We start from the raw sequence: 15,093 nt of genomic DNA, 5'->3' as shown, positions 1-15,093 counted from the left end.
TCTGCATGACACGACCGTTCGTCGGAAGATCCGACCCTCCGGCCCGTTACGGCCATCCGGAGTCCCACACTGCCTCAGCATGCGCCCGTGCCTGGCGGCCGGGCTCCCTCAGCCCTGAGGCGCGGGGAACAGGCCCTCGATCTGCTCGGCGGGCGCCGGGCGAGCGAACAGGTAACCCTGGGCCACATCACAGCCCAGACGCCGGAGGATGTCCCGCTGTTCGTCGGTCTCAACCCCCTCGGCCACCAGGCTCAGGTCCAGCCGCTCGGCCAGCACCACGAGGGTGCGGATGAGGTTCTCCGCCACCGGATCGCCGCCCAGCCCGCGCACGAAGCTCTGATCGATCTTGAGCGCATCCACCGGCAGACGGTGCAGGTAGCTCAGGGAGGCATAGCCGGTGCCGAAGTCGTCCAGGTGCACGGCAATGCCCAGTCGCTTGAGCCGGAACAGGGCCTCGGAAACCTGTTCCATGTCCTCGATCACCGCCGTCTCGGTCACCTCCAGCACCAGGGGCATGTCGTCTTTATCCAGCCCATGGCGCTCCAGCACCTTCACCACCTGGGTGTCGAAACCCGGCGTGAGCAACTGGCGGGCGGAGAGGTTCACGCTCATGTGCAGGTGATTCCAACCCTGCGCACGCCAGTGGGCGATCTGGGCACAGGCCTGCTCCAGCACCCATTCACCCAGGGAGAGGATCAGGCCGGAATGCTCCGCCATGGGGATGAAGCGTCCCGGCGAGACGCTGCCGAAACGGCGGTTGTCCCAGCGCAACAGGGCCTCGACGCCGAGCACGCTGCCGTCCCGGGTATTGACGATGGGCTGGTAATGCAGGTGCATCTCGTCCCGCTGCAGGGCGCCCTGCAGCTCGTTGTCCAGGGCCTGGTACTCTCGCACCCGCTCATCCATCTCCCGCGCATAGAACACGCAGCGCCCGGCATGGGACTGGGCACCCCCCTGGTGCAGCGCCACGCCGGCGCAATGCAGCAGTTCCGGCCCGGACTCCGCATCCCCGGGATAGACCGCGGCACCGGCGGAGAGCTTCACGTGCAGGGGCGGCAGGTCACCGCCCATCTCCAGTTCAAAGGGCTCCAGCAGCTTGTCGGCCACCTCCGAGACATCCATGCCCATGCGCAGGTCGCAGAGCAGCAGGGCAAACTCGCCGTTGCCCAGGTGCGCCACGGTATCGCCCTCGCGCAGGCGGCTGAGCAGCCTTCTCGCCACCACCTGCTGCAGACGGTCCCCCTGCTGACGGCCCAGGGAGTCGATCACCGCGCGCAGCCCCAGCACTTCCAGGGCCATCACGCCGATGTAGCGGCGGTGATGCCGCGCGCGCAGCAAGGCCTGGCCGATGCGCTCCTCCAGCAGGCCGCGGTTGGGCAGGCCGGTGAGAGGATCGTAACGGGTGGAACGCTCCAGGGCCTGGGCCTGGTCGATGATCATCAGGCCCAGGCCCGTGTCGGCGGCCACCTCGGTGAGCAGTTGCAGTTCGTCGGCATCGAACACCGTGGCCTGACGGGACAGGAAACCCAGCACGCCCAGCAGTTGCGATCCGTTGAAGAAGGGCACCACGGCCATGGCCCGGAAGCCCCTCGCCACGGCGCGGCTGTGACACTCATCCATGGGGGGAATGGCGCTCAGTTCATTGACCACGAAGGGCAACCTGGCGCACAGGTCCGCAGCCATGGGGTGGGCGTCAGGGTCTCCGGAGGCGATGCAAAGGCTCAAGCCGTCCAGACAGTCCAGGGCATCGCCGGCACTGGCCACCGGGCTCAGGGTGCGAGCATCCGCGTTCACCAGCCCCACCCAGGCAAGATCGAAACCGCCGGTGTCCACGGCGATGCGGCAGGACTCCCGCAACAGGCTGTCCCTGTGGCGTATACGCAGGATGGCGCCGTTGATGGCGCTGAGCATGGCGTGCACCCGGTTGAGCCGGGCGATGTGCAGGCCGCGCTCCTCGAGCCGCACGTTGGCCTGGGCCAGGACGTGCATCTGCCAGGCGATCAGGCCGTAGAGCAGCAGCGCGGTGACCAGTACGTAGGCCCAGCCCTTGAAGGTCTGCAGCCAGGTGAGCAGCACCGGATCGTCCACCAGCATGGCCAGGGCGCGGTCAGAGAGGGCGATCCACAGGATACCCATGACCAGGTAGACGACGACGATCCTCAGGGCCAGCCGACCCGCCAGGCTGCGGGATGGGGACGATCCGTTGCGTGTCACGGCATGATGTTCCATTACGGGGAGCAAGCCCCCCCATTGACGATGGACTGCATCAGCGACACGGGCTCCCTGCCGCCGCCAGGCGCGGTTCGCATGCGCCGGCGGCCCGTAGACAGCTGCCGCTTACTGCTCCGCCATCTCCAGGATAGCGGTGACGATGTCATTCATAGTGACAATGCCTTCCAGCTCATTGTTGCGCAGCACCACCAGGCGGCGGAACCCCTGGTTGACCATGAGACGGGCCACGTGCTTGACGTCCATCTCGCTGAACACCGAGATCACCGGCTTGGAACAGACGTCGTAGACGTTGATGAGATCGATGTCGCCTTCCTCGGCGACGATGGTGCGCAGGATGGTGGTGTAGGTGATGATGCCGTAGGCGTCGTGGATATCCTTCTTCTCCACCACCAGGGATTTCACGCCATGGCGCTTCATCTGCCGCATGGCTTCGCGGATGGTGGCAAACGGCGAGACCGTGACCACCTTGGGCTGCATGATGTCCTTGACGAGCATGGGCTTCACCTTTTCCTGGGGCACCACCAGGTCTTGTCACGAATGAAAAAATCGACAGGATTCACATGATTGACTGGATTAAAAATATCCGATCCAGAGACAATCCTGTAAACCCTGTCAATGAATGTTCTAGATTTCGTCCTTGATGCGCTCCTCGAAGCGCTCGATCTGGCCCACATCGATACCGGCGATGTGCTCCAGCGGGATGGTGAACACCACGCCCTTGCTGTGGGCCGTCAGGTCCAGGTCCTTGGTGAGCTTCTTGAGCACCGTGACGGAAAGCTTCTTCTCCAGCACGAAGATCAGCACCGACTGACTGCCCTCGTAGGTCAGACCGAAGAAGGTTTTTTTCTCCTTCGTGCCGATGCCACGCCCGTCCAGGATGGTGACGCCACCGGCGCCGGCCTGCTTGGCCGAGTCGATGGCCTTCTCTTCCAGTTCCTCGGCCAGGATGGCCACCAGTACCGCGAATTTCATGTCTGCACCCCCCTCGTCCTGGCGACGAGTTCAACGAAAATAGCATAGAGCATCACCGTGACGATCGGAAAGATCGAGGCAAAGGCGATCAGACCGAAACCGTCGATGAGCACGTTGCGCCCCTCGATGTGCGTGGCCAGGCCGATGCCCAGCGCGGTGACCAGGGGCACGGTCACCTCCGAGGTGGTCACGCCACCCAGGTCATAGGCCAGGGCGACGATGTACTTGGGCGCCAGCCAGGTGAGCAGGATCACCAGTGTGTAGCCGCCCATGATGTAGTAGTGGATGGAATCACCCGTGATGATGCGGTGCACGCCGATGGTGATGCCGATAGCCACGCCCAGCGCCACCAGCAGGCGGATCAGGTTGCCGTTGAGCCTGCCCTTGCCGGCCTCCTCGGCCTTCATGCCGATGGCGATCAGGGCGGGCTCCGCCATGGTGGTGGCAAAGCCGATGCAGAAGGCGAACAGGTAGATGAAAAACACCTTGTCCAGGCCGATGAGCTGTGCCGCCATGCTCTGGCCGATGGGGAAGAGCCCGAGCTTCAGCCCCACCACGAAGGCGTAGAGGCCCACGATCACCAGCACGAAGCCACCCATCACCTTGTGGATGTGGGCGATAGGCTTGCGGATCACCAGGTACTGGAAGAAAAGCACCACGGCGATGATGGGCAGCACGTCCCGGAACATCACCAGCAGGTCCGTGACCATGCCCAGCAGGATGCTGCCGGCGGTGGGCGAGACCGCCTCCTCGATCGCCGGGTCCAGCATTGCGGCACCGGCGTCCACGGTCCCCGGTTCGCCGAAGCTGTAGACCAGGATGCCGTAGAGCTGCACCAGGATCATGGGCACCATCACCGCGAGCCCCACAAGGCCGAAGCCATGGGTCAGCGCGTTGCGCCCGCGCAGGGACACGGCCAGGCCGATGCCGAGCGCGGCAATCAGGGGCACCGTGACGATGTTTGTGGTCACGCCGCCGGAATCGTAGGCCAGGCCCACGATCTCCTCCGGTGCGAAGAAAGTCACCGTGACCACCACGATGTAGCCGATGATCATATACCAGTGCAGGCTGTGGCCCAGGATGATGCGCACCACGCCCAGCGCCACCACCAGGCCCACCGAGACGGCCACCAGCAGGCGCAGGGTCAGGCCGTGGATGCGCCCTTCGCTGATCTGTTCCGCCTGGCTGGCCACGGCGATCAGCGCAGGCTCGGCCACCACCGCCGAGAAGCCAAGGCAGAAGCCGAAGATCATCAGCAGGGACAGGGAGCCCTTCTTGGCGAAATCGTTGGAGAGGTTCTTGCCGATGGGGAAGATGCCCATCTCCAGCCCCTGCAGGAACAGGGCCACGCCCACCACCACCACCAGCAGGCCGAAGGTGATGGGCAGCAGGTCGTCGGGCACCTGGCGCATGATGACGAACTGGAAGAAGGCCACCACCACGATGATAGGCAGCAGATTCCGAAAGGAATGCTTGAGGATCCCGAGGAATTCTCTGAGCTGGTTCAAGGGTCAGCCGTAGGTTGCGGTCGTTTGCTCAAGAGCCTCGGCCGACAGGGTCAGCGTCGTTTGACTTCTTGTGAGCCCCCGCCTCCAGATACCGTCGGATTGCGGCGACGTCGATGCCACCCGTCTCATCCAATTTGAAGCAGAATGCGAGCCCCTGAAAGGGTTGCAGCAGATCCAACTCCCTGTTCAGACGCTCGACGGCATGTTCGGCGCGGGTAGCATCCAGCACACACAGCAATATCTTCTCGAGTCCTCGGTAGCCGAGTCCGAAAAAACTCTTGTGTTCAGGGAAATTAAGGCCTCGAGCGGGCAGAATCGTCACCCCGCCACCCCCTTCTTCGCGAATAATGGCAACGGCACGCTCTTCCAGCTGATCAGACACCACGGCAATCAAGAGATTTGCCTTGGTCATGACATCTCCCCATGAGATTGGATGCGTTGCACCACGATAACATAGAGCAGTACGGTGATGATGACATAGAGAGATGCCAGCGCCACCAGGCCAAAGCCCTGCATCATGACATCGTCACCCCCCGTGGCCATGGCCAGACCCACCCCCAGGGCCGCGATCACAGGGACCGTCACATCCGAAGTGGCGATCCCACCCAGGTCGAAGCAGAAAGCCACCAGATCCCGAGGCGCCAACACCGCCAGGACGGCCAGCAATCCGAGACTGCCCGCAAAGACATGATCCAGAGACCAGCCGTATATAAATCGCAATGCACCGATCACAAGTCCCAATCCGACGCCCAGGGCAACCAGCCCACGGACCACAGGCGGGCGGATCCGAAACGGGTCCAGATGTGCGGCATGGCGGATGACCGCCATGAGGGCAGGCTCCACCAGCGTAACGGCGAAACCCAGCAGAAAGACAAACATCACCAGATAGGCGCCACCGCCGGTGCGCGCAAGCCCTGATGCCAGGTGCTCGCCAATGGGGAACAGCCCAGAGGTCAGACCCTCACTGAAGGCAAACAACCCAAACAGAAGCAACAGCGCTCCACCGACAAGCCGACGGGGATGCAACATGGGCTGACGGATCACGAGAAACTGAAACACCAGGACCACAAGCACAACGGGCACCAGGTTTGCCATCAGAGACAGCACGTCCGTGAGCAGGCTCCAGACGGGAGCGGATGCCATCTGCACTGCGCCCAACCCCGCCCCAGGTCCATACCCGTCCAGGACTGTGGGATCTGACGCGTAAACAACAATGCCATAGAGCTGCACGGTCAGGCGCGGGGCCATCACGGCCAACGCTGCCAGGCCGAAGCCTTCGCTCAGCACACGGCGCCCCTTGAGTGAGGCCATGAGCCCCATACCCAGGGCCACCACCAGGGGAACGGTGACCATATTGACACTCACCGCACCGGCATCGAAGGCCAGCCCGGTGATCTCCGGGGGCGTGAGGTAGGTGACAGGGATGAGCAATAAATAGCCAACCAGCACGTACCACAGCACGGAGTGCTTGAGTATCGACCGAAGGATGCCCAGCACGATTGCGCCCCCCACCGAGGCGGCTACCAGCAGGCGCAGCGTCCAGGCATCGATACGCCCTTCACTGACCATCTCTGCCTTCTGCGCCAACGCGATCAGGGCCGGCTCGGCAATCACCGTGGCCGCGCCCAAACAGAAACCGAAGATGAGCAGCCAGCTCAGCATACCCTTCGCGACAAAGGCATCTGCGATGTTGCGCCCGATGGGGAACACGCTGAGTTCAAGGCCGCGTAAAAACAGGGCAATCCCCAGGGCCACTAGGAAAAGACCGGCAAGGACAGTACCGACCCCTTGCGGCCAGGCACCGATCACCAGCCACTGGTATAGCGCCACGACGCCGATAACAGGCAGAAGATTGCGAAAGGACTGAACAAATGCCCGCAGAAAATGAGTGACCTGATCCAAACCTCGGCTCCGTCTTCGTGGCATCAACTGTCTCGATTGAGTGGGCGCGCTTCCCACCCTCGGTATGCGTATTAAAGCGCCTCTCATTCTTCTGAGCGCCCAGGTTGGACACTCGGATTTGTGCTATCAAGTCGCAAATCAAGGTCAAAAGCGAGCTATTGTGAAAATTTGATGCCGAAAGCCCGGACATGGGCCCTCAAGATGCGTACTCACGAATCCTGAAAGAGGCACCCCGATACAATAGACAGGGTGAAATTACCGAAATCCGCTATACCTTTGTTTTTGTAACTTATTTTTTTGGCTTATAACAACAGCCACTTGGGGGCGCAGGACGATGGAATGGCTGACCGAGGCCAGCGGCAGGCTGGCAGGCTTTCTCTGGGGCAATCCCGTCACCCTGTTGCTGCTGGTGGGCACGGGCCTCTATCTCACCCTGCGCCTCGGCTTCGTGCAGCTGCGCGGCTTCCGCCACGGCGTGGCCCTGGTGCAGGGCAAGTACACCCACCCGGGCGAGCCCGGCCAGGTCTCCCATTTCCAGGCCCTGTCCACGGCCCTGTCCGGCACCGTGGGCACCGGCAACATCGCCGGTGTGGCCACCGCCATCGCCTTCGGCGGCCCCGGCGCCCTGTTCTGGATGTGGGTCACCGCCTTCGTGGGCATGGCCACCAAGTTCACCGAATCCACCCTGGCCCTCAAGTTCCGCGAGATCCGCCCCGACGGCACCGTGGCCGGCGGCCCCATGTACACCCTGTTGCACGGGCTGAAGATGAAGCGCATGGCCTGGCTGTTCGCCTTCTTCGCGCTCATCGCCTCCTTTGGCATCGGCAACATGGTGCAGGCCAACTCGGTGGTGGACGGACTGGTGTTCCTGTTCCCGGAGCTGCATGACAACCCCGAGGGCCGCCAGACCGCGGCCCTGTTCCTGGGTGTCGGCATGGCCCTGCTGGTGGGCCTGGTGATCCTCGGCGGCATCACCCGCATCGCCAAAGTGGCCAGCACCATCGTGCCCTTCATGGCAGTGCTCTACATCTGCGCCGCGCTCATCATCCTGCTGAGCAACCTCACCGAGATCCCCGCCGCCTTCGGAGTGATTCTCAACCACGCCCTGAACCCCTGGGCCGTGGGCGGCGCCGCCATCGGCGAGGCGATCCGCTACGGCGTGGCCCGGGGCCTGTTCTCCAACGAGGCGGGCCTGGGCAGCTCCGCCATCGCCCACGCTGCGGCCCGCACGAAGGAACCCACTCGCGAGGGCCTGGTGGCCATGCTGGAACCCTTCATCGACACCCTGATCATCTGCACCCTCACGGGCCTGGCCATCGTGGTCACCGGCGCCTACCTGGACGCCCCCGAGGAGATGCGCGGTGCCTCGCTCACCGCCTATGCCTTCTCCATCAACCTGGGCAGCGGCGGCGCCATGGTGGTGGGCGGCGGGCTCATGCTGTTCGCCTTCTCCACCATGATTGCCTGGTCCTACTACGGCGACCGGGCCGCCTACTTCCTGTTCGGGGATAAGGCGGTCCTGCCCTACCGCATCGTGTTCGTGCTGCTGATCGTCGTCGGCGCCACCCTGTCCCTGGAACTGGTGTGGAACCTCTCCGACATCACCAACATCCTCATGGCCGCCCCCAACCTGATCGCCCTGATTCTGCTGGCCGGCGTGGCGGTGAAGCTCAAGAACACGTATTTCAGGGAGCATCAGGACAAGATCTGATCGAAAGGCGATTCTCTCGCGGAGACGCGGAGGCGCAGGGAAAATCCTTATAAGGGTGTTCTCCGCGTCTCCGCGCCTCTGCGAGAACATAGGGTTTTGTATTGAGCAGTAAGGGCGCTTTCTCTCGCCAAGACGCGAAGACGCCAAGAAAACTTTCGTCCTGAGTTGTTCTTCGCGTCTTTGCGCCTTCGCGAGAGAACCGGTTTTTCCCCGCCCGCGTTACAATCAGGCTCCACCCGTTGAACCGGATTCCCCGATGGCCGACCACGACACCCGCCCCCCCGCCGCTCCGTCCGCGGAGCTGATCCGCGAGCAGGTTCGGCTCGCCCTGGTCGAGGACGTGGGTTCCGGCGACGTCACCGCCGCCCTGATCCCCGAGGACGCCATCGCCCACGCCCACGTGCTGTGCCGGGTCCCGGCGGTGGTCTGCGGCAGCGCCTGGTTCGACGAGGCCTTCGCCCAGCTGGACCCGCGGGTGGTGGTGGGCTGGCACGTGGCCGAGGGCGAGCAGGTCGAGGCCGACACCCGCCTCTGCTCCCTACGCGGCCCCGCCAGGGCCCTGCTCACCGGCGAGCGTACTGCCTTGAATTTCCTGCAATTACTCTCCGCCACCGCCACCGCCACCCGCGCCTACGTGGACGCCGCGGCCGGCACCGGCGCCCGGATCCTGGACACCCGAAAGACCCTCCCCGGCCTGCGGGTGGCCCAGAAATACGCCGTCGCCTGCGGCGGCGGCCGCAACCACCGCCTGGGTCTCTACGACGCCGTGCTCATCAAGGAAAACCACATCCACGCCGCCGGCTCCATCGCCGCCGCCGTGGAGACCGCCCGCCGGACGGCCCCCGGCCTGATGGTGGAGGTGGAGACCGAGACCCTGGACGAGGTCGACCAGGCCCTGGCCGCCGGCGCGGACGTCATCATGCTCGACGACTTCCCCCTGGAGCGCATGCGCGAAGCGGTTGGCCGCGTGGCGGGCCGGGTGAAGCTCGAGGCCTCCGGTGGGGTCAGTCTGGACACGGTCAAGGCCATCGCCGAAACCGGGGTGGACTACATCTCGGTGGGGTCGATCACCAAGGACGTGGTGGCGGTGGACCTGTCGATGCGGTTTGAGTAATTCGGTCTCAGCCGAGTGACGGCGTGGCCAGACACCCACCCCGGAATACTCACTTGACCTGACATTTCACGAGGCAACTGTGCACGACCAGGACCCTCTCAACAGGCCCTGACAGTCCACGTCAGCCGGATTGACAACTTTTGTCACCCCCCATCGCGCCTTCGTCAAGAGCACGACCACTCGTCTCCCCATCTCGACCACCCGTCCCAGATTGCCGCCCTGGCACGACATCTGCATAATTTGCACGCGAGAACACTCACGTTCCGAACAACGAACATCCGCCCCTCAAGGAGATACACCATGCAGAGCATGAAGAAAGTACAGCAGGGCTTCACCCTGATCGAACTGATGATCGTGGTGGCCATCATCGGCATCCTGGCCGCCATCGCGCTGCCCGCCTACCAGGACTACACCATCCGCGCCCAGGTGTCCGAGGGTATGTCCCTGGCCTCCGGCGCCCGTACCGCCATGGCCGAGTTCTACAATGACCGCGGTGCCTTCGCCTCCACCAACGAATCCTATGGTCTGGAAGACCCCACCGATATCGCTGGCTCCTACGTTGTTAGCGTTGACGCCGGCACCACTTCTGGCGTGATTGTCGTCACTTACGGCAACAACGCCAACAGCAACATTCTGAACAGCACCCTGGAATTCTCCGCCACCACCAGTGCGGGCAGCCTGGCCTGGACCTGCCGTCCCGGCACCAACATGCCCAACAAGTACCTGCCCAACAGCTGCCGCAACTAATCCTTGCCAGCCGTACCAGGCTTGTACTAAAAACACCCCGCCCTGCGGGGTGTTTTTTTTCCAGGAACCGGAAACGCCCAAAGACATGGCCTTGCGCAGCCCGACACTGCTCCTCCCGCTGATTTGCCTGCTGATCCTCCTGGTCTACTGGCCGGGCCTCTCGGGCGGCTACGTGTTCGATGACTTTCCCAACATCGTGCACAACGACAACATCCGCATGGAGCACCTGACCCCGGGAGCACTGGCGAGCGCCGCCTTCTCCAGCGGCTCGGGCCCCCTGTCCCGCCCCCTGAGCATGGCGAGTTTCGCCCTGGAACGGCATTTTTTCGGGCTCGCCCCCTTTCCCATGAAGTTGACGAACCTGCTGATCCACGTCGTCAACACCCTGCTCGGCTTCCTGCTGCTTCGCGCCCTGATCAGCGGACTGCAATCCCGCCATCCCGAGCGCGTCCGACTGCTGGTATCTCCGCAGACCCTTGCCCTGCTGGTGGCCACCGCCTGGGCACTGGCCCCGATCAACCTGACAGGCGTGCTGTATGTGGTGCAGCGCATGGAGAGCCTGGCCACGCTGTTCATGCTGGCAGGGCTGCTCGCCTACGTGCACGGCCGCAACCTGGTGGACCAGGGACAAGCCCGCCGGGGCTGGTCATGGCTGCTGGGCGGATTGTGCTTCGGCGGTGGACTCGGCGTGCTCGCCAAGGAGACGGCAGTGATGCTCCCGCTGTACGCCTTGCTTATCGAGTGGCTGCTGTTCGGCCTCGGCAAGGACAACCCCATCATGCGCAAGCATCTGCTGAGACTCTACGGCCTGATACTGGTACTGCCCGGCATTGCTGCCCTGTTGCTCTATCTGCCCGGGATACTCTCCGGCAGTGCCTATGCCCACCGTCCCTTCACCCTGGAAGAAAGGCTCTGGACCCAGGCCCACGTGCTCTGGCATTACCTCTACTGGATCGTCGCCCCCTCCCCCGGCGCCCTGACCCTGTACCATGATTCATTTCCCGTGGTGCGGGGTCTCTTCCAGCCCTGGACCACACTGCTGGCCGTGGCAGGGCTGGCAGGCCTCCTGCTCGGCACGCTGAAACTGCGCCGTTCTGCGCCATTGCTCACCCTGGGCATCCTCTGGTTCTTCGCGATGCACCTCTTGGTCTCCACGGCCTTGCCGCTGGAAATGGTCTACGAACATCGCAATTACCTTCCCTCCCTGGGCGTCTTTCTGGCGGTGCTGGGCCTGCTGTTCACCGGCCGCGATGGGGATTCCCTGATCCTTGGCCGCCAGGCGCTGGCGACCGGCTTGATCGTGATCTATGGCTTTCTGACCTTCCTGCGCGCCAACGAATGGTCAGACCCGGTCCAGCTGGCCTATTTCGAGGCCACCCGTCAGAGCGAATCCCCCCGTGCCAATCATGACCTGGGCATGGTGCTCGCCATCATCGCCCCGGACGCCAATTCCATCCAGTTCTCCCAGGCCATGGCCTCCTTCGCCTATGCCGCCAGCCTGCCCAACAGCACCCTCACCCCGTTGCAGGCGCTGGTCTTCGAACACGGGAAACACGGGCTGCCGGTCAACCCCCAATGGTGGGATGACATGCGGGAGTACGTGCGTACAAACCCGCTGTCAGCCCAGGACCTCAGCGCACTGCGCCGCCTGGTGGACGCACAGGCCTCCGGCGTGATCCGCGTTGATACAGAAGAACTCGGCCGCCTCATCCGGGAAGCCTATTCGCACCATCCACGACGTGCCATCCTCGCCACCCTCCTGGCCAACTACCTGCTCAATGTCGCTGGAGAAGCAGAAGAGGCGGGCAAATACCTGCACAGAGCAGTGGCCCTTGCGCCAAGGTCATCGCTTCGATGGGCACACCTCATCCAATATCAGATTCTCATGGGGCAATTATCCGAAGCGCATGTCAGCCTGGAGAGACTGCAGGAGTTGAACAGCCTTGGGCGCCTGAACGACCTGATCGCAGATCTTGATCACCGTCTGGCGCTGGCAACTCGCGCCGCCAACCACAGGGACTCCCGGCCATGAAGGCGGCTTTTTTCAAGGTACTGGAACGACCGAGAACACAGGCAGCGATGGCAATCGGCCTGCTGCTACTGCTGACCTGCGTGGTCTACTGGCCCGGCCTGTCTGGCGCCTTTCTGTTCGACGATATCAGCAACCTGGCCGTGCTGGGCTATTACGGACGCATCGACAACTGGGAGGCCCTCTGGTTGTACCTCTTGTCCGGGTTTTCCGGACCCACAGGCAGGCCCGTCTCGACGCTGTCATTCCTGCTGGACGCCAGGAACTGGCCTGCGGACCCCTGGCCCTTCAAGCGCACAAATCTGATCGTTCACCTTCTCACCGGGCTGGCGCTGTACGGCTTCGTACGCCAGGTCACCCGGGCCATGGACCTCGAAAGCAGACATGCCATACAGGTCGCCCTGCTCACCACCGCCCTGTGGTTACTGCACCCGCTCTGGGTCTCCACCACGCTCTACGCGGTTCAGCGTATGGCCCAGTTGTCCACCCTGTTCGTGCTGCTGGGGCTCTGGCTGTATGTTCGAACCCGGCTCAAGTATCCACCAGCCTTGAGTGCTGGCGTGCTGCTGAACAGCGCAACCGCCATCGGACTTCTTGGCCTGCTGGCCATACTATCCAAGGAAAACGGCGTCCTGCTGCCACTGCTGGCCATCACGGTGGAGATCACGGTGCTGGCCGCTTACGAACGAAGGCACAAGCGCACTGCGACCCGTGCCTTCCTCTGGTGGCGGGCCTTCCTCCTGGGCGTACCTGTGGCCGCGCTGGCACTCTACATGGCACAGGGACTGCCGGCGCTTTTCTCAGCCGATCCAGGTATCCGCAGCTTTACCCCGGGTGAGAGACTCCTGGGCCAGGGGCTGATCCTCTGGGAGTACCTTCGCCACATCTTCATTCCCCGCCCCTATCCAGGTGGACTGTTCAACGACCACATTTCCGTACCCGGTGATCCCGCTTCGATACTCTTGGCTCTGGTTGCCTGGGCGACGCTCCTTGGCCTGACGGTGTTCGCATTCCTGTGGCGCACACGATGGCCTGCCCTGGCACTGGCGGTTCTTTTTTTCATGGCAGGACACCTGCTGGAGTCCACCTTTCTCCAACTCGAACTGTATTTCGAGCACCGCAACTACCTGCCTGCGGCCCTGTTGGGACTGCCCGTGGCGATGTTCCTGGTTCAGTCCCGCTGGCCCGCATCCTCTACACGTCTTGCCATTGCGGTCGGTCTCGTATTGACCCTGTCGACCTTGACATACATGCGTGCGGATCTGTGGGGAAAGCCTTTCCAGCAGGCCCTTAAATGGTCGCAGGTGAACCCTCAGTCGGCCCGAGCGCAGCACTACCTGGCTGGACGCTGGCTGGAAACCGGCAACCTGGAGGAGGCCATTCGCCTCAACGATCGGGCCATGGAATTGGCACCCGATGGCCTGCCCTGGATGCTTCAACGCGTTGTGCTGGATTGTCGCCTGGGCCTCGACCCGAGCACATCAATCGCACATATCGAACAGAGTCTGACCCATGGCCCCCGCCTCGGGGTGGTGGCACGCGAGCAGTTGACGCAATTCGTCGATTTCATGCTGGTCGGCCACTGCCATGGCCACACCGGCCCCGGGCAGGGACTTGAACTCATCGATCGTCTGGGAACCCTGCCGGGCATACCCCCCACCTTCACAACCGCGCTACACCAGCGTGCGGGCCACGCCCACCTCATGCTGGGCGAACCGGAGCAGGCATTCCAGAGATTCAGGGAAAGCCTCACGAGCACCCCAGACACAGGCATTCTGCTGGCTAATGCCGCCTTGCTGGCCAGCTATGACGCATATCAGCTTGCACTGTCACTGCTTGATATGGACGTCGAATCATCTCGCACCCCGGGCACGCGCTGGTCAATTGACGGACTTCGCAGGCAATATATCCTGCAGTCCGGATACTATGAGCGGGAAAAGGCATCGCTCAGACAGCGGATCCTTGAAGACATGTCAAACCTGTCAATTGAAGCCACGCCATGAATACACCCGAGATAACCGAACAATCACCCAGCGTAGTCCTGCCCGCGAAAAATGAGGCGGCCAGCATTGGCACGGTGGTCAGTCGCATCCTGGAACACATACCCGAAGCGGAGGTGATCGTTGTCGATGACGGGTCAAGCGATGACACGGCCACGATCGCCAGTCATGCCGGTGCGCGGGTCATCAGCCATCCTTACAGCATGGGTAATGGCTCTGCGATCAAGACGGGGGCCAGGGCCGCGACACGAGAGATCGTTGTGTTCATGGATGCGGACGGACAACACGATCCCGCAGACATCCCTCGCCTGCTCGGGGAACTACGCAAGGGTTACCACATGGTCGTAGGCGCAAGGGGCAGCGAATCGCACGCCAGTCTGGGCCGCGGCATCGCAAACCGTATCTACAACCGCCTGGCCAGCTACATGACCGGCCACCGGATCGAAGATCTGACCTCGGGATTTCGGGCAGTCGTTACCAGCCGATTCAGGGAATTTCTCTACCTTCTCCCTAATGGCTTTTCCTACCCCACAACCAGCACGATGGCATTCTTCAGGGCCGGATATCCGGTTTCTTATGTCCCGATCAGGGCTGAGAAGCGAATTGGCAAGAGCCACATTCGAATTCTCCATGATGGCGTTCGATTCCTGATCATCATTTTTCGCGTGGGCACACTCTATTCACCACTCAAACTATTTCTGCCCATTGCGCTTGGATTCTTTCTGCTCGCCAGTTTCTGGTATGGATACACCTTTGTCACGCAGGGTCGATTCACCAACATGAGCGCATTGCTCTATACCGGCAGTGTCAGCATCTTTCTCATGGGACTCATTTCTGAACAGATCACAGCGCTGATGTACAAGGATAGAGGCTAGGCC

The 15,093-nt window shown here is 62.7% G+C and carries 12 protein-coding genes; 6 read left to right on the top strand and 6 right to left on the bottom strand.

Annotated features, from left to right (window positions below):
• Positions 1–108 precede the first annotated feature (108 nt).
• The 6 genes from TGR7_RS03975 to TGR7_RS03950 form a co-directional block, all read right to left on the bottom strand.
• Complete coding sequence (locus TGR7_RS03975; protein ID WP_187148417.1) at positions 109–2,214, bottom strand: putative bifunctional diguanylate cyclase/phosphodiesterase; 2,106 nt, start codon at positions 2,212–2,214, stop codon at positions 109–111.
• A gap of 123 nt (positions 2,215–2,337) precedes the next feature.
• Positions 2,338–2,727 (bottom strand): CBS domain-containing protein, encoded by a 390-nt coding sequence (locus TGR7_RS03970; protein ID WP_012637383.1) that lies wholly within the window; start codon positions 2,725–2,727, stop codon positions 2,338–2,340.
• Positions 2,728–2,856: 129 nt separating this feature from the next.
• Positions 2,857–3,204 (bottom strand): P-II family nitrogen regulator, encoded by a 348-nt coding sequence (locus TGR7_RS03965; RefSeq protein WP_012637382.1) that lies wholly within the window; start codon positions 3,202–3,204, stop codon positions 2,857–2,859.
• On the bottom strand, positions 3,201–4,712 hold the full coding sequence (locus tag TGR7_RS03960) for a DUF1538 domain-containing protein (RefSeq protein WP_012637381.1): 1,512 nt from the start codon (positions 4,710–4,712) through the stop codon (positions 3,201–3,203). Before TGR7_RS03960 ends, TGR7_RS03965 begins: the two co-directional genes overlap by 4 nt.
• A gap of 28 nt (positions 4,713–4,740) precedes the next feature.
• Positions 4,741–5,124: a hypothetical protein gene (locus TGR7_RS03955; RefSeq protein WP_012637380.1), complete on the bottom strand. Its 384-nt coding sequence runs from the start codon at positions 5,122–5,124 to the stop codon at positions 4,741–4,743.
• Entirely contained in the window at positions 5,121–6,614 is a 1,494-nt protein-coding gene (locus TGR7_RS03950) for a DUF1538 domain-containing protein (protein ID WP_012637379.1), read from the bottom strand. The genes TGR7_RS03955 and TGR7_RS03950 overlap by 4 nt, the downstream gene beginning before the upstream one ends.
• 334 nt (positions 6,615–6,948) lie before the next feature.
• Here TGR7_RS03950 and TGR7_RS03945 point away from each other — a divergent pair, with 334 nt between their 5' ends.
• The 6 genes from TGR7_RS03945 to TGR7_RS03920 all read left to right on the top strand — a co-directional run bounded on the left by TGR7_RS03945 (position 6,949) and on the right by TGR7_RS03920 (position 15,090).
• Entirely contained in the window at positions 6,949–8,325 is a 1,377-nt protein-coding gene (locus TGR7_RS03945) for an alanine/glycine:cation symporter family protein (RefSeq protein WP_012637378.1), read from the top strand.
• Between the two features lie 256 nt (positions 8,326–8,581).
• The gene (gene nadC / locus TGR7_RS03940; protein WP_012637377.1) at positions 8,582–9,439 is read left to right on the top strand and encodes a carboxylating nicotinate-nucleotide diphosphorylase; all 858 of its coding nucleotides are present in this window, start codon (positions 8,582–8,584) and stop codon (positions 9,437–9,439) included.
• Positions 9,440–9,739: 300 nt separating this feature from the next.
• Positions 9,740–10,186, top strand: a complete 447-nt coding sequence (locus TGR7_RS03935) for a pilin (RefSeq protein ID WP_012637376.1) — start codon at positions 9,740–9,742, stop codon at positions 10,184–10,186.
• A gap of 85 nt (positions 10,187–10,271) precedes the next feature.
• A complete protein-coding gene (locus TGR7_RS03930; protein ID WP_012637375.1) occupies positions 10,272–12,218 on the top strand; it encodes a tetratricopeptide repeat protein in 1,947 nt (648 codons plus the stop codon).
• Complete coding sequence (locus TGR7_RS03925; protein WP_049764612.1) at positions 12,215–14,218, top strand: hypothetical protein; 2,004 nt, start codon at positions 12,215–12,217, stop codon at positions 14,216–14,218. Before TGR7_RS03930 ends, TGR7_RS03925 begins: the two co-directional genes overlap by 4 nt.
• Positions 14,215–15,090, top strand: coding sequence for a glycosyltransferase family 2 protein (locus TGR7_RS03920; protein WP_012637373.1), 876 nt, complete (start codon positions 14,215–14,217; stop codon positions 15,088–15,090). Before TGR7_RS03925 ends, TGR7_RS03920 begins: the two co-directional genes overlap by 4 nt.
• Positions 15,091–15,093: the final 3 nt, after the last annotated feature.

This window comes from Thioalkalivibrio sulfidiphilus HL-EbGr7 (assembly GCF_000021985.1).
Classification (GTDB): Bacteria; Pseudomonadota; Gammaproteobacteria; order Ectothiorhodospirales; family Ectothiorhodospiraceae; genus Thioalkalivibrio_A; species Thioalkalivibrio_A sulfidiphilus.
Note: the sequence above shows the minus strand (reverse complement) of the source record. Positions and strands in the feature narration are given on the sequence as shown.

Bases quoted from the DNA above. Each gene is read 5' to 3' on its own strand.
- TGR7_RS03935 (WP_012637376.1), top strand. From the start codon at position 9,740: ATGCAGAGCATGAAGAAAGTACAGCAGGGCTTCACCCTGATCGAACTG.
- TGR7_RS03965 (WP_012637382.1), bottom strand. From the start codon at position 3,204: ATGAAATTCGCGGTACTGGTGGCCATCCTGGCCGAGGAACTGGAAGAG.
- TGR7_RS03945 (WP_012637378.1), top strand. From the start codon at position 6,949: ATGGAATGGCTGACCGAGGCCAGCGGCAGGCTGGCAGGCTTTCTCTGG.
- TGR7_RS03925 (WP_049764612.1), top strand. From the start codon at position 12,215: ATGAAGGCGGCTTTTTTCAAGGTACTGGAACGACCGAGAACACAGGCA.
- TGR7_RS03970 (WP_012637383.1), bottom strand. From the start codon at position 2,727: ATGCTCGTCAAGGACATCATGCAGCCCAAGGTGGTCACGGTCTCGCCG.
- TGR7_RS03920 (WP_012637373.1), top strand. From the start codon at position 14,215: ATGAATACACCCGAGATAACCGAACAATCACCCAGCGTAGTCCTGCCC.
- TGR7_RS03955 (WP_012637380.1), bottom strand. From the start codon at position 5,124: ATGACCAAGGCAAATCTCTTGATTGCCGTGGTGTCTGATCAGCTGGAA.
- nadC (WP_012637377.1), top strand. From the start codon at position 8,582: ATGGCCGACCACGACACCCGCCCCCCCGCCGCTCCGTCCGCGGAGCTG.
- TGR7_RS03930 (WP_012637375.1), top strand. From the start codon at position 10,272: ATGGCCTTGCGCAGCCCGACACTGCTCCTCCCGCTGATTTGCCTGCTG.